Origin of the sequence: Variovorax sp. CF079 (genome assembly GCF_900101545.1) — a bacterium.
Lineage (GTDB): Bacteria > Pseudomonadota > Gammaproteobacteria > Burkholderiales > Burkholderiaceae_C > Variovorax.
Genome location: NZ_FMZU01000005.1, coordinates 175,622 through 193,428 on the forward strand (window position 1 = coordinate 175,622; position 17,807 = coordinate 193,428).

Annotated in this window: 16 protein-coding genes; 8 read left to right on the forward strand and 8 right to left on the reverse strand. The window is 69.0% G+C overall.

Annotated elements, in window-relative coordinates:
- Positions 1-54: 54 nt before the first annotated feature.
- Positions 55-264, forward strand: a complete 210-nt coding sequence (locus tag BLS74_RS08345; RefSeq protein ID WP_093104428.1) for a YjiS-like domain-containing protein — start codon at positions 55-57, stop codon at positions 262-264.
- Here BLS74_RS08345 and BLS74_RS08350 read toward each other — a convergent pair.
- The 8 genes from BLS74_RS08350 to BLS74_RS08385 all read right to left on the reverse strand — a co-directional run bounded on the left by BLS74_RS08350 (position 261) and on the right by BLS74_RS08385 (position 10,731).
- Positions 261-3,905, reverse strand: coding sequence for a hydantoinase B/oxoprolinase family protein (locus tag BLS74_RS08350; protein ID WP_093104430.1), 3,645 nt, complete (start codon positions 3,903-3,905; stop codon positions 261-263). The two genes, BLS74_RS08345 and BLS74_RS08350, sit on opposite strands and share 4 nt — an antisense overlap.
- On the reverse strand, positions 3,902-4,873 hold the full coding sequence (locus tag BLS74_RS08355; RefSeq protein ID WP_244503797.1) for a TRAP transporter substrate-binding protein: 972 nt from the start codon (positions 4,871-4,873) through the stop codon (positions 3,902-3,904). The genes BLS74_RS08350 and BLS74_RS08355 overlap by 4 nt, the downstream gene beginning before the upstream one ends.
- Positions 4,870-6,180, reverse strand: a complete 1,311-nt coding sequence (locus BLS74_RS08360) for a TRAP transporter large permease (protein ID WP_170855542.1) — start codon at positions 6,178-6,180, stop codon at positions 4,870-4,872. Before BLS74_RS08360 ends, BLS74_RS08355 begins: the two co-directional genes overlap by 4 nt.
- Positions 6,181-6,195: 15 nt before the next feature.
- Complete coding sequence (locus BLS74_RS08365) at positions 6,196-6,729, reverse strand: TRAP transporter small permease (protein WP_093104691.1); 534 nt, start codon at positions 6,727-6,729, stop codon at positions 6,196-6,198.
- Positions 6,730-6,840: 111 nt separating this feature from the next.
- Positions 6,841-7,806 carry a TRAP transporter substrate-binding protein gene (locus tag BLS74_RS08370; RefSeq protein ID WP_093104433.1) on the reverse strand — a complete coding sequence of 322 codons (966 nt, stop codon included), beginning with the start codon at positions 7,804-7,806 and terminating at the stop codon, positions 6,841-6,843.
- 23 nt (positions 7,807-7,829) lie between these two features.
- Positions 7,830-8,657, reverse strand: a complete 828-nt coding sequence (locus BLS74_RS08375; protein ID WP_093104434.1) for a putative hydro-lyase — start codon at positions 8,655-8,657, stop codon at positions 7,830-7,832.
- Between the two features lie 96 nt (positions 8,658-8,753).
- Complete coding sequence (locus BLS74_RS08380) at positions 8,754-9,659, reverse strand: LysR family transcriptional regulator (protein ID WP_093104436.1); 906 nt, start codon at positions 9,657-9,659, stop codon at positions 8,754-8,756.
- A gap of 43 nt (positions 9,660-9,702) precedes the next feature.
- The gene (locus BLS74_RS08385) at positions 9,703-10,731 is read right to left on the reverse strand and encodes a LacI family DNA-binding transcriptional regulator (RefSeq protein WP_093104437.1); all 1,029 of its coding nucleotides are present in this window, start codon (positions 10,729-10,731) and stop codon (positions 9,703-9,705) included.
- Positions 10,732-10,868: 137 nt separating this feature from the next.
- Between BLS74_RS08385 and BLS74_RS08390 the strand changes: the two genes are divergently transcribed.
- The 7 genes from BLS74_RS08390 to BLS74_RS08420 are packed head-to-tail and all read left to right on the forward strand — an operon-like array spanning position 10,869 to position 17,807.
- Positions 10,869-11,735, forward strand: a complete 867-nt coding sequence (locus BLS74_RS08390) for a dioxygenase family protein (protein ID WP_093104438.1) — start codon at positions 10,869-10,871, stop codon at positions 11,733-11,735.
- 21 nt (positions 11,736-11,756) lie between these two features.
- Entirely contained in the window at positions 11,757-12,521 is a 765-nt protein-coding gene (locus tag BLS74_RS08395) for an SDR family NAD(P)-dependent oxidoreductase (RefSeq protein ID WP_093104439.1), read from the forward strand.
- Entirely contained in the window at positions 12,518-13,402 is an 885-nt protein-coding gene (locus tag BLS74_RS08400; protein ID WP_093104440.1) for a beta-keto acid cleavage family enzyme, read from the forward strand. Before BLS74_RS08395 ends, BLS74_RS08400 begins: the two co-directional genes overlap by 4 nt.
- 3 nt (positions 13,403-13,405) lie before the next feature.
- Positions 13,406-14,404, forward strand: coding sequence for a quinone oxidoreductase family protein (locus tag BLS74_RS08405; RefSeq protein WP_093104441.1), 999 nt, complete (start codon positions 13,406-13,408; stop codon positions 14,402-14,404).
- Between the two features lie 12 nt (positions 14,405-14,416).
- Positions 14,417-14,776 (forward strand): cupin domain-containing protein, encoded by a 360-nt coding sequence (locus tag BLS74_RS08410; protein ID WP_093104443.1) that lies wholly within the window; start codon positions 14,417-14,419, stop codon positions 14,774-14,776.
- A 44-nt stretch (positions 14,777-14,820) separates the two neighbouring features.
- Positions 14,821-15,801, forward strand: a complete 981-nt coding sequence (locus BLS74_RS08415) for a tripartite tricarboxylate transporter substrate binding protein (protein WP_093104444.1) — start codon at positions 14,821-14,823, stop codon at positions 15,799-15,801.
- Between the two features lie 5 nt (positions 15,802-15,806).
- A complete protein-coding gene (locus BLS74_RS08420) occupies positions 15,807-17,807 on the forward strand; it encodes an amidohydrolase (RefSeq protein ID WP_093104446.1) in 2,001 nt (666 codons plus the stop codon).

Consider the following 17,807-nt stretch of genomic DNA (forward strand, 5'->3'; position numbering starts at 1 on the left):
CTTCCACAATAGCACGCGGCGTTGCACCATCGCTGCATCTCAAGGAGAGACGCGATGGAACTCAGGATGAATCTGCCCGCAAAGGAACCGCTGCAAGCCTTTATCGACTGGTTCGCGCGTGCGCTGACCAAGCGCCGCGAGCGCCACCAGGCGCTGCAGCTCGCGGCCATGAGCGAGCACGAGCTGCTCGACCTCGGCATCGGACGCAGCGAAGTGCCGGCGCTGCTGAACGGCCACACCAGCGCGCGCCGCGAACCCGTCTAGGCCGTGCCATAGCCGCCGCCTGCCGGCGTTTCGATCACGAACACGTCGTTCACCGCCATCTCGACCTGCGCGCTGTGGCCCAGCGCTTCGATGCGCCCGTCGGCGCGCTCGACTCGGTTGATGCCGACGGCACCCGGCTGGCCGCCGGCCATGCCGAAGGCGCCGTGGTCGCGGCCGTTGCTGAGTATCGATGCGGTCATCGGCTCCAGGAAGCGGATCCTGCGCACGCCGCCGTCGCCGCCGCGCCAGCGGCCGGCGCCGCCCGAGCGCGCGCGGATCTCGTAACTGTCGAGCCGCACCGGGTAGCGGAATTCCAGCACCTCGGGATCGGTCAGGCGCGAATTGGTCATGTGGGTCTGCACGACGCTGGTGCCGTCGAAGCCCGAGCCGGCGCCCGAACCGCCCGAGATGGTTTCGTAGTACTGGTGCTGCGCGTTGCCGAAGGTGAAGTTGTTCATCGTGCACTGGCTGGCCGCCATCACGCCCAGCGCGCCGTACAGCGCGTTGGTCACGCAGCTCGAGGTCTCCACGTTGCCGGCCACCACGGCGGCCGGCGGCGTCGGGTTGAGCATGCAGCCTTCGGGCACCACCACGTGGATCGGCTTCAGGCAGCCGGCGTTGAGCGGAATGTCGTCATCCACCAGCGTGCGAAACACGTAGAGCACGGCAGCCATGGTGATCGACCTGGGCGCGTTGAAGTTGTTGGAGAGCTGCGCGCTGGTGCCGCTGAAGTCGACCGTCGCGCTGCGCGCGGTGGTGTTCACATGCACGCGCACCCGGATCTGCGCGCCGTTGTCCAGCGGCAGCGTGAACTCGCCGTCGGACAGCGCGGTGATCACGCGGCGCACCGACTCCTCGGCGTTGTCCTGCACATGCTGCATGTAGGCGGCCACCGTGGCGCGGCCGTACTGCGCGACCATCGCCCCGAGTTCCTGCACGCCTTTTTCGTTGGCGGCGATCTGGGCCCGCAGGTCGGCCAGGTTCTGCTCGATGTTGCGCGAGGGATGGGCGCCGCCGGCCAGCAGCGCGCGCAGTTCTTCCTCGCGCAGCAGGCCCTGGTCGACCAGCTTGAAGTTGTCGATCAGCACGCCTTCGTCGGCGATGGTGGTCGAGAACGGCGGCATCGAGCCGGGCGTGATGCCGCCGATGTCGGCATGGTGCCCGCGCGAGGCGACAAAGAAGGACGGCCTGGCGTCTTGCTGCTCCAGATACACCGGCGTGACGATCGTGATGTCGGGCAAATGCGTGCCGCCGTGGTAGGGATCGTTGAGCACATACACGTCGCCCGCACGCATGCCGGGGTTGCCGTCGATCACGGTCTTGATCGATTCGCTCATTGAGCCCAGGTGCACCGGCATGTGCGGCGCATTGGCGATCAGGTTGCCGGTGGCGTCGAACAGCGCGCACGAGAAGTCGAGCCGCTCCTTGATGTTGACCGAGTAGGCCGTGTTCGACAGCCGGAGACCCATCTGCTCGGCGATGTTCATGAACAGGTTGTTGAACACCTCCAGCATCACCGGGTCGGCCTCGGTGCCTACGGCGTGGGCCGATACGCGCGGCTTGATGCGCTTCAGCTCGACGCCAAGCGCGGTGACGCGCGCCTGCCAGCCCGGTTCGACCACGGTGGTGGCGTTCTTGCCAGCCAGGATCGCGGGGCCGTCGATGCGTGCGCCGGGGGCCAGCGACTCGCCCACATGGAGGGCCGCCTGGCGCCAGCCGGCCGGCTGCTCGTCGGCCTGGCAGTACATCGAGACGTGGCTGGCCGGCTCGGGCCGATGGCCCTCGGCCGGATCGGCCTGCGGCGCCGATACGCTGCGTTCGCCGGCGCCCACGGCCTCGACCGAGACGGCTTCGATCACCAGCGCCCGATCCGGCATCAGGAAGGCGAAGCGCTGGCGGTAGGCCTGCGCGAACTCGTCGCTGATCGCGGCGACCGCTTCGTCGGGTGTCATGCTCAACGGCAGCGTGCAAGGCAGCGCGGTGTCGGTGCCCTCGTAGCGCACCTGCACGCGATGGAAGCTTTCGATGCCGGCGCGGCCGACGCCCTGCGCTGCCAGCTCGTCTTCGGCCGCGGCACGCAGGCGCCCGGCGGCCTCGGCCGCCGCTGCGAGACCCGCGGCGTCGAGCTGGCGCTCCACCGCCGCCTCGCGCATCGCGATCTGGTCGGCCAGGCCCATGCCGTAGGCCGACAGCACGCCGGCGAACGGATGCGCGTACACGGTGCGCATGCCCAGCGCGTCGGCCACCAGGCAGGCATGCTGGCCGCCGGCTCCGCCGAAGCACTGCAGCGTGTAATGCGTGACGTCGTAGCCGCGCGCCACCGAGATGCGCTTGATCGCGTTTGCCATGCTCGCCACCGCGATCTGCAAGGCGCCGCTGGCCACGTCCTCGGCGCTCACGCTGCGGCCGGTGGCGTCGCTCATCTCTTGTGCCATGGCTTCGAAGCGCTGCCTCGCCGCCTCGCGATCCAGCGCCTCGTCGGCCGCGGGGCCGAACACCTTGGGGAACCAGGCCGGCTGGATCTTGCCGAGCAGCACGTTCGCATCGGTGGTGGCGAGCGGCCCGCCGCGCCGGTAGCTCGCGGGGCCGGGGTTGGCGCCGGCCGATTCGGGGCCGACACGCAGGCGCGCGCCGTCGAAGCGGATCACCGAGCCGCCGCCGGCCGCCACGGTGTGGATGCTCATCATCGGCGCGCGCATGCGCACGCCGGCCACCTGGGTTTCGAAGGCGCGTTCGAACTCGCCCGCGTAGTGAGACACATCGGTCGAGGTGCCGCCCATGTCGAAGCCGATCACCTTCTCGTGTCCGGCCTGCACAGCCGTGCGCACCATGCCGACGATGCCGCCGGCCGGGCCGGAAAGAATGGCGTCCTTGCCCTGGAAGCGCTGCGCCTGCGTGAGGCCGCCCGAGCTCTGCATGAAGAACAGGCGCACGCCCGGCATCTGCGCCGCCACCTGGTCGACATAGCGGCGCAGGATGGGCGAGAGGTAGGCATCGACCACCGTGGTGTCGCCGCGCGGCACCAGCTTCATCAACGGGCTGGTCTTGTGCGATGCCGAGACCTGGGTGAAGCCGATGGCGCGTGCGATCCGCTCGGCCGCGAGCTCGTGCGCGGTGTAGCGCCAGCCATGCATGAAGACGATGGCGCAGGCGCGGATGCCGGCGTCGAAGGCGGCCTGCAGCGAGGCGCGCAGGGCCGCTTCGTCGAGCGCCTGGACCACGTCGCCCTGGGCGCCGATGCGCTCCTTCGCCTCGATCACGCGCTCGTACAGCAGCTCGGGCAGCACGATGTGGCGGTCGAACAGGCGCGGGCGCGCCTGGGTGGCGATGCGCAGCGCATCGCGAAAGCCGCGCGTGGTGACCAGCACCGTGCGGTCGCCCTTGCGCTCCAGCAGCGCGTTGGTGGCGACCGTGGTGCCCATCTTCACGCACTCGACGCGTCCGGGGGTGATCAGCTCGCCGGCTTTCAGGCCGAGCAGGCGGCGGATGCCTTCGACGGCCGCATCGCGGTAGTGCTCGGGGTTTTCCGAGAGCATCTTGAGGGTGTGCAGCGTGCCGTCGGGCGCGCGGCCCACCAGGTCGGTGAAGGTGCCGCCGCGGTCGATCCAGAACTGCCAGAGGGAGTGTGCTTGCTTGTTCATTGCTGGGTGAAGTAGGGAACGAAGATGTAGTTGGCGTCGGCGCCGACCTCGCGCACCCATTCGAGCGAGAAGCGCTCGCCCAGGCGCTTGACGTCGGTGAGCAGATCCGGCGGGATGGGCTCGACCTTCAAGCCGCGCCGGCGAAGTTCATCGACCGAGGTGACGGCGGCCCTTTCGCTGGCAGCCCAGCCGCGTGCTTCGGCGGCCTCGGCGGCGTTCATCAGGCTGCGCTGCGCGGGTGCCGGCAGCGCCTTGAAGGCAGTCTCGCCGGCGAACACGATGTTCTTGGGGAACCAGGCATTGATCTCGTAGTAGTGCCTGACGTGGTCCCAGACCCGGTTCTCCACGCCGGTCACGGCCGAGGTGATCATGCTGTCGATGCGGCCGTCGGCGAGCGCCTTGCCGACCTCGACCATGGGGACGTCGACGGCACTGGCGCCCATCAGCTCGGCGATGCGCTCGGTGGTGCGGTTGTAGGTGCGCATCCTGCCGCCGCGCAGGTCGGCCGCGCGGGCGATTGGCTTCTGCGTATAGAGTCCCTGCGGCGGCCAGGCCACCGCGTAGAGGACCTTGAGCCCCGCTGCCGCGAACTTAGCCTCGATCACCGGCCGCTGGTGGCGCCACATGCGGCGGGCATCGGCATAGCTGCGCACGATGAAGGGCACCGCATCGGCGCCGGCGACAGGCATGTCCTTGACCAGGCTCGCCATGATGGTCTCGCCGGCTTCCAGCTTGCCCGCGCGCACGGCCGGCGCGATCTCGTTCAGTTTGAACAGGCTGTTGTTCGGGTGCAGTTCGATCCTCAGCCCGCCCGGGCCAGCCGCCGCGTCGGCGGCAAACTGCTGCAGGTTCTCGCCATGGAAGGACTCGGCCCGATAGCCGGTGGCCAGTTTCCAGACGGTCTGCGCGCGGGCCGCCGGCAGCAGGCTCGCGCAGGCCATGCCGCAAAGGGTTCTGCGATCGATCACTTCGCCACGCCCATCACGTAGTCGGGCAGCCAGGTGACGATGCCCGGGAACAGCGTGATGAGCGCGATGCACACCACCAGGCAGAAGAAGAAAGGAATCGCGGCCTTGGCGATCAGGTTGCTGTCCTTGCCGGTCATGTTCTGCAGCACGAACAGGTTGAAGCCCACCGGCGGCGTGACCTCGGCGATCTCGACCAAGAGCACCACGAAGATGCCGAACCAGACGAGGTCGAAGCCGGCCTTCTGCACCATGGGCAGCACCACGGCGGCCGTGAGCACGATCATGCTGATGCCGTCGAGCGCGGTGCCAAGCACCAGGTACACCACCACCAGCGCCGCGATCAGCGCCGTGGGCGACAGGTGCATGGCTTCGACCCACAGCGCCAGCTCGCGCGGGATGCCGGTGAAGGCCATGGTCTTGGTCAGGAAGGCGGCGCCGGCCAGGATGAACATGATCATGCAGCTGGTGCGGGCCGCGCCCATCAGGCCTTCGCCGAAGTTGCGCCAGGTGAGCGACCGACTCCACAGGGCCAGCGCCAGCGCGCCGACCACGCCATAGGCCGCGCATTCGGTGGCCGTCGCCCAGCCGGCCACCAGCGCCCAGCAGATGAAGACGATCAGCGCGCCGCAGGGAATCAGGTTGCGCGAGCGGCGCAGCTTCTCGATGAAGCCGATGGCGGGCTCGGCCGGCGGCATGCGCTTCGGGTTGCGCAGCGCCCACCACATGATGTAGCCCGAGAACAGCAGCATTAACAGGAAGCCCGGCAGGAAGCCGGCCAGGAAGACGCGGATGATCGAGGCGTCGGCCGCCACCGCGTAGACCACCATGGTGATCGAGGGCGGGATCAGGATGCCCAGCGTGCCGGCCGTGGCCAGCGAGCCCAGCGCCATCTTCTCGTCGTAGCCGCGCTTCTTGAGCTCGGGCAGCGCCACCTTGGCGATGGTCGCGCAGGTCGCGGCCGAGGAGCCCGAGACCGAGCCGAAGATGCCGCAGCCCAGAATGGTGGTGTGCATCAGCCGGCCCGGCACGCGGCCGAGCCAGGGCGCCAGGCCCTCGAACATCTCCTCGCTGAGCTTGGTGCGAAACAGGATCTCGCCCATCCAGATGAAGAGCGGCAGCGCGGCGAGCTCCCAGCTCGCGTTGCTTTCCCAGAAGGCCGAGAACAGGTTCAGGCCCGGCTGGGTCGAGGTGAAGAAGGCCTGCCCGACCCAGCCGCAGATGGCCAGCGTCATCGCAATCCACACGCCGCCCGAGAGCAGCGTCAGCATCAACAGCAGCAGAACGCCGCCGACCATCAGGATGTCCATGATTCGGGCCTCAGGTCAAAGGTCGGAAGAGAAGTCGCCCTGCGCATGGCGTTCCTCGACCAGTCGCACAAAGGTCGGGACGCCGCCGCGCAGCACGATGACGAATTCGTCGACGACTGCGAGCACCAGCAGCAGCGCGCCCAGCGCAAAGCTCAGCTGCGGAATCCAGATCGGCAGCGGCAGCAGGCCTTGCGCCACTTCGTTGAAGGCCCAGCTCTCGTAGGTGAACCTGCAGGCCCACCAGGCCAGGTAGGCGGTGGCCAGCGTCGCGATGCCCAGCGAGAGCAGCTCCAGCACGCGGCGTGCACCGGGTCCGAGCTTTTCCAGCAGCAGCGTCACGCGCACGAAGTCGCCGTGCTTGAAGGCATGCGCCATGGTCAGGAAGGCGGCTGCTGCGCACAGCCAGGCCACCACGTCGGTGATGGCGCCGGTGGCGACGTCGAACTGGCGCCCCAGGCTCTGCACCACCATCAGCAGGCAGATCAGCGCCACGCAGCCGGCGCCGAGGATGCCGGCACCGAGAAAGAGGCCGTCGAGCAGGCGGCGCAGCGCGGTGGCGCTGGCCGCAGGGAAGGTGCCGATGTCGGAAGGCAGGCGCGCCGCTCCCTCCACCGTGGCACTCGGTGCCGGTGTTTGCATGGATGTCTCCGGTGGGGGGATTTACTTCTTGTAGGCGTCCACGATGGCCTTGCCATCGGCGCCGGCGACGCGCAGCCAGTCCTCGGTCATGCGCGTGCCGACGAGCTTGAGTTCCTGCTTGAGGACTTCGCTGGTGGCGTCGATCTTCATGCCCTTGGCGGCCAGCTGCTTGATGTACTCGCCGTCCTTTTCCTCGCTGATGCGCCAGCCGCGCTGCTCGGCGGCGGCGGCCTGCTTGAGCACGGCGTCCTGCGTGGCCTTGTCGAGCGTGTCGAAGGCCTTCTGGTTCACCACCACCGCGTTGCGCGGCAGCCAGGCGTTGACGTCGTAGAAGTACTTGGCCTGCTCGTAGAGCTTGCTGTCCACGCCGCTGGCACTCGAAGTCAGGAAGTTGTCGACGCCGCCGGTGGCCAGCGCCGCGCTGAGCTCGGCCAGCTGGATCGTGACCGGCTGCGCGCCGACCGACTGCGCGATGGCCGAAGTGGCCGGGTTGTAGGCGCGCATCTTGGTGCCCTTCAAGTCCTTGGTCGAGGCCACCGGCTTGATGGAGTACAGGCCCTGCGGCGGCCACGGCACGGCGTACAGCAGCTTCAGGCCTTGCGCCGCGAGCGTCTTGGTCAGGTAGGGCTGCGACACCTCGTGCAGGCGCCTGGCTTCGGCATAGCTGGTGGCCAGGAAGGGGACCGAATCGAGCCCGAACACCGGCGCTTCGTTGGCGGCGCTGGAGAGGATGAATTCGCCGATCGGGGTTTGCGCCGACTGCACGGCGCGCTTGATCTCGTTGGCCTTGAACAGCGAGGCGTTGGGGTGCACCGCGATCTTGAGCTTGCCGGCGGTGGCCTTGTCCACGTCGTCGGCGAACTGCTGCAGGTTCTGCACCTGGTAGGTGTTGGCGCCGTAGCCGGACGGCAGGTCCCATTTGGTCTGGGCCGTGGCGGCGGTGGCGGCCAGCGCAGCCACGAGGGCGGCAGAGAAGCGAATCTTCATGGGGAGTCTCCTTGGGATGGGGATCAGCAGCGGCCCAGCTGCCGGTTGAGAAGGTCGGTCACCAGCATGGCGCCCGGTGCGTGGGTGATGCAGAACGCCGGCTTGGCCTGGGCGATGGCCGCTTGCGGGGTCACGCCGCAGGCCCAGAACACGGGGATCTCGCCGGCGCGGATTTCAATCGCGTCGCCGTAGTCGGGGTGGGCCAGGTCGGCGATGCCGATGGCGGCCGGGTCGCCCAGATGCACCGGGGCGCCATGGACCTCGGGCATGCGAGAGGTGATCTGTACCGCGCGGATCGCATCGACGGCCTTGAGCGGCCGCATCGACACCACCATCGGCCCGTGGAAAGCGCCGGCGCGCGCGGTCTGGATATGGGTGCGGTACATCGCGACGTTGCGGCCCTGGTCGACGTGGCGCAGCCGGATGCCGTCGGCCAAGAGCGCATGCTCGAAGGAAAAGGAGCAGCCGATCACGAAGCTCACGAGGTCGTCGCGCCACAGCGTGCGGATGTCGGTGGGCTGCTCGACCAGTTCGCCCTCGCGCCAGACGCGGTAGGCCGGCACGTCGGTGCGGATGTCGAGTTCCGCGCCCAGGCCGGGCAGCATCGGATCGCCGGGCTCGGACACCGCCAGCAGCGGGCAGGGCTTGGGGTTGCGCTGGCAGTAGCGCAGGAAATCGCCGGCCAGCGCCTCGGGCAGGATCACCACGTTGCCCTGCACGTACTCGCGCGCCAGGCCGCTGGTATGCGTGGCCAGCGCGCCGCTGCGCGCCGCGCGGCGGACGCTCAGCGCATCGGAAGCGGCATCAAGAGTCGGACTGGCATTCGTGTTGGCGGTAGGTTCTGCGGGCATCGTGCATCCTCGTAAAAGGCTTTCGTGTGTGAAAGCTCTGTGACGGGACGCATTGTGGAAATTAACGCGCGCCAACTCCAACGCAAAATTTCTTGCTCAGCTCATCGATTTTTTGTGTGACCCAGTTTTGGGCGACGCGAACTGCAAGGCCGAGGCCAGCGCCGCCTCGGTCAGGTGCGAGGTCGGGTCTTCGCGGTAGCTCGCGTGGATCGGCAGCGGCGCCGGCGCGGTGTCGCACTTCAGCACGCGCAGCGGCAAGCGCAGCGCCAGATGTTCGGCCGCAGCCCGGGGCAAGGTGGCGATGCCGAAGCCGGCCTCGACCAGCTGCGCCATCGCAGAGATCGACGAGATCGCATGCACGCGCGGCGTCTCCAGGCCGGCACGCCTGAACAGATCCAGCAGCGCCACATGCGGCTGCGAGCCGCGCTGGAAGGTCAGCAGGTCGAAGCCGAACAGGTCCTGCAGCTTGTAGAGCCGCCGCGGATGCAGCACCTGGTGCCCGACGAAGCTCATTTCCATGGTGGGCAGTGCATGCGTGCTCACGCCCTCGCCGCTGGCCGGCAGTGCGGCGAACACCAGGTCCTGCTTGCCGCGCTGCAGCTGGTCGACCAGCACCGGCGTGGTTTCCACCGTGAGCTCCAGCTCGAAGTCCGGATGCGTGGCCTGCATGTGCTTGAGCCAGTCGGTCAGCCAGGTGTGGACCACTGACTCGATCGCACCGATGCGCAGCACCTGCGCGCGCACCGTGCCCGATCCCATCTCGGACTTGATCTGCTGCTGCATTTCCAGCAGCCGCTGCGCCAGGCGGTGGAAGCGCTGGCCGGCCACCGTGAGGCGGAACTGCTTGTCGCGCCGGTCGAGCAGCAGCACGCCGAGCTCGCGCTCCAGTGCGGCGATGCGGCTGGACAGCGCGGACTGCGTGAGGTGCAGCTTCTCGGCCGCGCGCGTCACGCTCTTGAGCGCCACGGCCCAGTGAAAAGCTTCGACGAAGCGCAGATTCATGGGGCCATTCTCCCCCGTGCCCCGTGCCCGCTCGGCCCAGGCCTCAGCGCGGCACCAGTTGGCGCGTCGACGCGCGCACCACCAGCTCGGGCCGCAGCACGACGGTGGAGGCCGACAGCGCCTTGCCCTCGATCTCGTCGAACAGCATCTCGGCTGCGCGCCAGCCGAGCTCGCGATGCGGCAGGCGGATGGTGGTGAGCGGCGGATCGACCATGTCGACCAGCGGCATGTCGTTGTGGCCGGTGATCGAGATGTCCTGCGGCACACGCAGGCCTTGCGCGCGCAGCAGGTCGTAGGCGCCCAGCGCCACCAGATCGTTGCAGCAGACCACGGCTTCGGGCCGATCGTTCTGCGCGAGCAGTTGCGCCATGGCCTTGCGGCCGGCCTCGCGGCTGTAGCTTTCGCATTCCGCCACGCAAGCCAGCTCGAGCCCGCGATCGCGCAGCGCCTGCTCCACGCCCTGCCGGCGCGCGACGCCGGTCGGCACGTTCTGCGGCCCGGCCAGGTGTGCGATGCGGCGGTGCCCCAGGGACACCAGGTGGTCGACCGCCAGCTTCATCGCCAGCCGGTCGTCGCTGACCACCGCCGGCAGGCGCCCGCTTTCGTCGGCGCGGTTCACGAGCACGGTGTGCATGCCGGCCTTCTTGAGGTAGTCGACCAGCGGATCGTCGCGCGTGGCGATGGCCATCACCAGCCCGTCGACCTGCTGCGCCAGCATGCGCTCGACCACCGGCCGCGCGAGTGCATGGTCCATCACGTTGGTCACGAACACGAAGTAGCCGCGTGCCGCGGCGCTGGCCTCGATGCCCTGCAGGATGGGCGGGAACACCGGGTTGGTGATGTCCGGCACCAGCACGCCGATGGTGTGGGTGCGGCCGGTGCGCAGCGCCGAGGCCGCGCGGTTGGGCCGGTAGCCCAGGCGCTGCGCTGCCTCTTCCACCACGCGCAGCACCTCCTCGCTGATCAGCGCGCGCTTGTCCGGATTGAGCGCGCGCGACACGGTCGAGACATGCACGCCGGCGGCCTGCGCGACGTCGCGGATGGTGACCGGGGAAGACGGTGATGGGCTCATTTACTGCAAACGATTGATCTTGGCGAGAACACAGAGTATCGCCTTGATTTCATTGGGGGCTCTCGCAAACCCCTTTCTTGCGTGGAAATTAATCCTCGCCATAATCTGCAAACGTTTGCAAAGAAAGAGGCAGCCCCATGAACATCGTGACCACCCCCGATTCCGTGCTCCAGATCGCGACCGCCGCGATGGCCCGCACGCCCGACGAACGCCTGCGCACCGTGATGGCCGCGCTCATCCGCCACCTGCACGCCTTCGTCCAGGAAGTGCACCTGAGCGAAGAGGAGTTCGAGCAGGCGCTCGAATTCATCGTCGGCATCGGCCAGGCCACCGGCGAGAAGAAGAACGAGGTGGTGCTGGCCGCCGACTTGCTGGGCGTCTCGACGCTGGTGGCGCTGCTCAACAACCAGGACCCGCAGGGCGAATCGCCGGCCGCGCTGCTGGGCCCCTTCTGGCGCGCCAATGCGCCGTTGTGCCAGGCCGGCGAGTCGATCGCGCGCTCGAGCACACCGGGCGTTCCGCTCGAGGTGCGCGGCGTGGTGCGTGACACGCAAGGCCGGCCGCTCGCCGGCGCCATCGTCGATGCCTGGCAGGCCTCTCCGGTCGGCCTGTATGAGAACCAGGACCCGGAGCAGGACGACATGAACCTGCGCGGCCGCTTCGAGACCGATGCCGAGGGCCGCTACCACTTCCGCACGGTGCGTCCGGCCGGCTACCCGGTGCCGACCGACGGGCCCTGCGGCGTCTTGCTGCGCGCGCAGCAGCGCCATCCCAACCGCCCGGCGCACCTGCACTTCATGGTCAGCAAGCCCGGCCACAAGGTGCTGATCAGCCAGGTCTTCGCCGACGACGACGAGAACCTCGAGAGCGACCCGGTGTTCGGCGTCACGCGCAGGCTGATCGGCTGCTTCGAGCCCCAGCGCGGCGGCGAGCAGGCCACGCTCCAGTACGACTTCGTGCTCGAACCCGGGGAGATGAAGTTTCCCCGTCCTCCCATTCCCTGAACTTCCACGGACTTCACTCGCATGAGCTTCGATCCCACACCTCGACTCGACGGCAAGGTGGCCGTCATCACCGGCGGCCTCGGCGCCATCGGCTGGGCAACGGCCCAGCGCCTCGCGGCGCTTGGCGCCAGCTGCGTGCTGCTGCATCGCAAGGGCGACGACGCGGCCGAACGCGCGACCGCACTCCCAACTGCACAAGGCCAGCGCCATGCCGCGCTGCGCGCCGACATCGTCGACACGCCCAGCCTGCAGAAGGCCGCGGCCGACGTGCAAGAGGGCTACGGCCGCTGCGACATCCTGGTCAACAGCGCCGGCCACACGCAGCCCATCGCAGCCGGCGACCTCGACGCGCTGAGCGATGAACTCATCGACGAGTTGCTTGCCGCCAACTTCCGCGGCGTCTTCGCCACCATCCGCGCCTTCGCGCCGCTGCTCAAGGCGAGCGGCGACGGCTTGATCGTCAACATCTCGTCGATCGCCGGCTTCACCGGCGTCGGCAGCAACCTGGCCTACGTCGCGGCCAAGGCCGGCCTCGACGTGGTCGGCGACGCGCTGGCCAAGGCGCTGGCGCCCGCGGTGCGCGTGGTCTCGGTGTCGCCGGGTGCGGTCGAATCGGCCTTCGTGCCGGGCCGCGGCGAAGAGTTCAAGGCCAAGATGGCCAGCACCACGCCGCTCGGCCGCATCGGCAAGCCCGAGGACGTGGCCGCGACCGTGGAAGCGCTGGCCACCACGCTGCGCTTCGTGACCGGGACGCGCATCGTGGTCGATGGGGGGAGACACCTGTGAACAGCAAAACTCTGATCACCTGCGCGGTCACCGGCAACCTGGTGAAGCCCGAACAGACGCCGCACCTGCCGATCACGCCGGCACAGATCGCCGACGAATGCCTGGCCGCGGCCGAGGCCGGCGCCGGCCAGGTGCATATCCACGTGCGCGATCCCGAAAGCGGCAAGCCCTCGATGCAGGTCGAGCTCTACCGCGATGTGGTGAACCGCATCCGCCGGCAGAACCGCGAAGTCGTCATCAACCTCACGACCGGGCCGGGTGGCCGCTTCGTTCCGAGCGAGGACGACCCCAAGATCTACGCGCCCGGCACCAGCCTCTTGCCGCCGGAAAAGCGCGTCGAGCATATCGCGCTGATCAAGCCCGACGTCTGCTCGCTCGACCTCAACACCATGAACTCGGGCCCGGACGTGGTCATCAACACGCCGAAGAACGTGCGCCGCATGGCGCGCGTGATCCGCGAAGCGGGCGTCAAGCCCGAGCTCGAGATCTTCGACTCCGGCGACATCCACATGGCGCTGGACCTGATCGCCGACGGCACGCTCGAAGGGCCTGCGATGTGGACCCTGGTGCTGGGCGTGAAGTACGGCTTCATGCCGACGCCCGAGGCCGTGATGTACGCGCGCAGCATGCTGCCGCCCGGCGCCTTCTGGAGCGCCTTCGGCATCGGTCGCATGGAGTTCCCGATCGTGGCGCAGGCCTGGCTGCTGGGCGGCCATGTGCGCGTCGGCATGGAAGACAACATCTATCTCGAGAAGGGCGTGCTCGCGAAGAGCAACGCGGAGCTGGTGACCAAGGCGCGCGACATCATCCGGAGCCTCGGCGGCGACGTGGCGAGTGCGCGCGAGGCGCGCACGATGCTCGGCTTGGCGGGAGGGCGCTGAGCAATGAACGCCGTGCTCAACACGACGGTCGCACGCGCCGTGCGCGTCCGCGAAAAGGCCGCGAACCTCGACGCATTGAAGCTCGACTTCGCGGACCAGCCCGAGCCCGTCGCCAAGCCCGGCTTCGCGGTGGTGCGCGTCGGCGCGGCCGCCGTGAACCCGAGCGATGTGAAGGCCAGCCTGGGCCTGATGCCGCAAGCCGTGTGGCCGCGCACGCCGGGACGCGACTTCGCGGGCGTGGTGGTCGCGGGCCCGACCGAATGGGTGGGCCGCGAGGTCTACGGCTCGGGCGGCGATATCGGCATCACGCGCGACGGCTCGCACGCGCGCTTCCTGCTGCTGCCGGTGGAGGCCTTGCGCGATCGGCCGCGCAGCATCTCGATGGACGAGGCCGGCGCCGTCGGCGTGCCCTTCGTCACCGCCTATGAAGGCTTTCGCCGCAGCGGCATGCCGCAGGCCGGCCAGACGGTGCTGGTGCTGGGCGCGAACGGCAAGGTCGGGCAAGCAGCCGTGCAACTCGCTGCGCAAGGCGGCGCGCGCGCGATCGCGGTCCAGCGGCGCGCCGGCCCCTTCGAAGGTTTCGCGAGCGGCCCGGTCGACGTGATCGATGCCGGCGCCGGCGACATCGCCGCCCAGGTGCGCGAACTCACGAACGGCCGCGGCGCCGACATCGTCTACAACACCGTCGGCAGCGCCTACTTCGAGGCCGCGAACAAGGCCATGGCCAAGGGCGCGACGCAGATCTTCATCGCCACGCACGACCGTGCCGTGCCCTTCGACATCTTCGCCTTCTACCGCGGCATGCACACCTACGTGGGCATCGACTCGCTGGCGCTGGATTGCGTGGCCGCCACCGGGCAGCTCGATGCGATGCGCGAGGGCTTCGAGCGCGGCACGCTGAAGCCCTTCCCCGTGGCGCGCGCCTACGCGCTCGAAGACGCGGCCGAGGCCTACCGCCTGGTGCTCTCGGGCAGCACCGACCGCGTCGTGCTGCGCCCCTGAGGAAACAACGCCATGCACGTCACCCGTTTCGAACAGGCGCCGACTTATGAGGCGCCCAACCACATCGACATGCGCTGCCTGCGCCTGCAGGGCAAGGAGGCCGGGCCTTCGCTGCAGATGTGGATGGGCATGAGCCAGATCCTGCCCGGCGGCCACACCGGCCTCGACGGCTCGCCGATCGAGAAGCTCTACCTCGTGCTCGAAGGCCAGCTGCACGTGGTGGCCGAGTTCGAGGGCCGGCGCGACGAGCAGGTGCTGGGCCCCTACGACTCCTGCCGCTTCGCGCCGGGCGAGAAGCGGCAGCTCGTGAACCGCAGCAACCGGCCCGTGCTGGTCGCGCTGGTGATGGCGAACGCGCCGCCCGCCGGCTGAGCCCTTCTTCTCTTTCCCCCAACGATTCCAACGGAGACAAAGCCATGACGACATTCCTACCCGGCCGCCGCCAACTGATCGCAGCGGCGCTCGCCGCCTGCGCCTTCACCGGCGCGCATGCGCAAGGCGACTGGCCGCGCGGCCAGACCGTCAAGCTGATCGTGCCCTTCACCGCCGGCAGCGGCACCGACATCGTGGCGCGGCTGGTGGCGGAACGGCTCGGCCCGGCGCTGGGCACCAGCGTGATCATCGACAACAAGCCGGGCGCCGGCGGCACGCTGGGCGCCGCGCAGGTGGCAAAGGCGCCGGCAGACGGCTACACGCTGCTGGTCCACTCGGCGGGGCACCTGGTCAATCCTTCCATCTATCCCAACCTCTCCTACGACACGCTGAAGGACTTCGCGGGCGTGACGCCGATGGCGAGCCTGCCCAACATGCTGGTGGTGGCGCCCAACCGCTTTGCCGACGCGAAGGACCTGGTCGCGCAGGTCAAGGCCAAGCCCGGCGGCTTCAACTACGGCTCGGCCGGCAACGGTTCGGCCACCCACATGAACGCCGAGGTGTTCCGCCTGGCCGCCGGCGTGCAGGCGCAGCACGTGCCCTTCCGCGGCACGCCCGAGGCGATGACCGAGGTGATGGGCGGGCGCATCGACTGGTTCTTCGCGCCGATGGTGTCGGCGCTGCCGCTGGTCAAGGACGGCAAGCTCAAGGCGCTGGCGGTCGGCACCGGCAAGCGCTCGGGCGTGATGCCGCAGCTGCCCACCACAGTCGAGGCCGGCGTGCCCGGCTCGGAGTACCTGTTCTGGGTCGGCCTGTTCGCGCCGGCCAAGACGCCGAAGCCGGTGGTCGACCGGCTGCAGGCCGAGGTGGCGAAGATTATGGCGGCGCCAGATCTCAAGGAGCGCCTGGACAAGCTCGGCGCCGAGCCCTTCACCATGCCCTCAGCCCAGTTCGACAAGTTCATCGTCGACGAAACCGCGAAGGCGCAGCAGGTCGTGAAGGCGGCCGGCATCAAGGTCGATTGAAGGCCATGAGCTTGTTCGGTGGCGCGTCGTCACGCGCCTGGCAGCACTGGTGCGACGCGGAATGCGCGCACGCCGAAGACGCCGCCGTTGCGGCACCGGAGCGCCGGCAATTCCTGCGCACCTCGCTCGGTGTCGCCGCCGGCGGCCTTTCGGGCCTCTGGGTTTCCGGCTGCGCCACCGCATCGCCCGCGGCACCGGCCGACACGGTGGTGCTGAACGCCCGCGTCGCGACCATGGACGCGAAGACACCGCGTGCCCAGGCCTTCGCCATCGCGGGAGATCAGTTCGCAGCCGTCGGCAGCGACCGCGAGATCTCGCGCTGGGTCGGCCCGCGCACGCGTGTCATCGATGCAGAGGGCCGCTGCATCACGCCGGGCCTCATCGACTCGCATGCGCACTTCATCCGCGGCGGGCTCACCTACACGCAGGAGCTGCGCTGGGACGGCGTGCCAACGCTCGCCGATGCGCTGCGCATGTTGCGCGAACAGGCGCTGCGCACCCAGCCGCCGCACTGGGTGCAGGTGGTGGGTGGCTTCTCGCCCTACCAGTTCCGCGAGAAGCGGCTGCCGACCCTGGACGAGATCAACGCCGCCACCGGCGAGGTGCCCTGCTTCGTCATGAACCTCTACGACCGCGCGTTCCTGAATCGCGCGGCCTTGCGCGTGCTCGGCTGGAACCGCGACACGCCGAATCCCTTCGGCAGCACCCTCGAAAAAGACGCCACCGGCAACCCGACCGGCCTGGTGGTCAACACCACCAGCCTGGGCGGGCTGGTCGCGCTGTTCGCGCGCGTGCCCAAGCTGTCGGATGCGGACCAGGCGCTGTCGACCGAGCTCTACATGCGCGAGATGAACCGGCTGGGCCTCACCAGCGTGGTCGATGCGGGCGGCGGCGGGCAGAACTACCCGGAGCACTACGGCGGCATCCAGCGGCTCGCGAGCGAACGCCGGATGACGCTGCGCATCTCCTACAACCTGTTCGCGCAGCGCCCGGGCCAGGAGATCGACGACTACAAGCTGTGGTCGCAGAAAGTCTCGCCCGGCCAGGGCAACGACCATCTGCGCATGGTGGGCGCCGGCGAATACATCCTGTGGGCCGCGACCGATCCGGCCAACTTCGGCAAGAGCGTCGCGCAGGCGCCCGCCATCATGGAATCGAAGCTGACCGAGGTGGCGACCTACCTCGCCGGCAAGGGCTGGCCGATCCGCATGCATGCGAGCTACGACGGCACGGCCGCGCGCATCCTCGACGTGCTCGAGAAGGTGAACCGCGAGGTGCCGCTCAAGAACCTGCGCTGGGCGCTCGACCATTGCGAAGGCCTGTCGCCGCGCTCGATGGAGCGCGTGGCTGCGATGGGCGGCCGCATCGCGATCCAGAACCGCATGTCGCTCGACGGCGAGGTGTACGCGCAGACCTGGGGCCGCGAGGCCGCGGCCGATGCGCCGCCGATCGGCCGCATGCGCGCCATGGGCCTGCCGGTGGCCTGCGGCACCGACTCGAGCCGCGTGACCAGCTACAACCCCTGGGTCTCGCTGCATTGGCTGGTGACCGGCAAGACATTGGGCGACACGCGGCTCAACGCCGAGCGCAACCTGGTGAGCCGCGAGGTCGCGCTTCGGATGTGGACGCTCGAGGGTGCGGCACTGACCGGCGAGGACGCCCGCAAGGGCTCGATCGCGCCCGGCAAGCTGGCGGATTTCGCGGTGCTGTCCGACGACTTCTTCGCGATCAAGGAGGACGCCATCAAGGACATCACGGCCGTGCTCACCATGGTCGGCGGCGAGGTGGTGCACGCGAGCGGACCCTTCGCGGCACAGGCACCGGCCATCGTCAAGCCGATGCCCGACTGGCTGCCGGTCAATGTCTACGGCGGCTACCAGCACCGCCGCGCCGGCAGCACCGCGTCGTCGCATGGCACGGGCTGCTGCGGAAGCGCTGCAACGGCTCCGATCATCATCGGCGACCGGGGTGCCTGGCGCTACCGGTGCGGCTGCGCGGCGATCTGA

Bases quoted from the DNA above. Each gene is read 5' to 3' on its own strand.
- BLS74_RS08345 (WP_093104428.1), top strand. From the start codon at position 55: ATGGAACTCAGGATGAATCTGCCCGCAAAGGAACCGCTGCAAGCCTTT.
- BLS74_RS08350 (WP_093104430.1), bottom strand. From the start codon at position 3,905: ATGAACAAGCAAGCACACTCCCTCTGGCAGTTCTGGATCGACCGCGGC.
- BLS74_RS08360 (WP_170855542.1), bottom strand. From the start codon at position 6,180: ATGGACATCCTGATGGTCGGCGGCGTTCTGCTGCTGTTGATGCTGACG.
- BLS74_RS08370 (WP_093104433.1), bottom strand. From the start codon at position 7,806: ATGAAGATTCGCTTCTCTGCCGCCCTCGTGGCTGCGCTGGCCGCCACC.
- BLS74_RS08375 (WP_093104434.1), bottom strand. From the start codon at position 8,657: ATGCCCGCAGAACCTACCGCCAACACGAATGCCAGTCCGACTCTTGAT.
- BLS74_RS08380 (WP_093104436.1), bottom strand. From the start codon at position 9,659: ATGAATCTGCGCTTCGTCGAAGCTTTTCACTGGGCCGTGGCGCTCAAG.
- BLS74_RS08385 (WP_093104437.1), bottom strand. From the start codon at position 10,731: ATGAGCCCATCACCGTCTTCCCCGGTCACCATCCGCGACGTCGCGCAG.
- BLS74_RS08390 (WP_093104438.1), top strand. From the start codon at position 10,869: ATGAACATCGTGACCACCCCCGATTCCGTGCTCCAGATCGCGACCGCC.
- BLS74_RS08395 (WP_093104439.1), top strand. From the start codon at position 11,757: ATGAGCTTCGATCCCACACCTCGACTCGACGGCAAGGTGGCCGTCATC.
- BLS74_RS08405 (WP_093104441.1), top strand. From the start codon at position 13,406: ATGAACGCCGTGCTCAACACGACGGTCGCACGCGCCGTGCGCGTCCGC.
- BLS74_RS08410 (WP_093104443.1), top strand. From the start codon at position 14,417: ATGCACGTCACCCGTTTCGAACAGGCGCCGACTTATGAGGCGCCCAAC.
- BLS74_RS08415 (WP_093104444.1), top strand. From the start codon at position 14,821: ATGACGACATTCCTACCCGGCCGCCGCCAACTGATCGCAGCGGCGCTC.
- BLS74_RS08420 (WP_093104446.1), top strand. From the start codon at position 15,807: ATGAGCTTGTTCGGTGGCGCGTCGTCACGCGCCTGGCAGCACTGGTGC.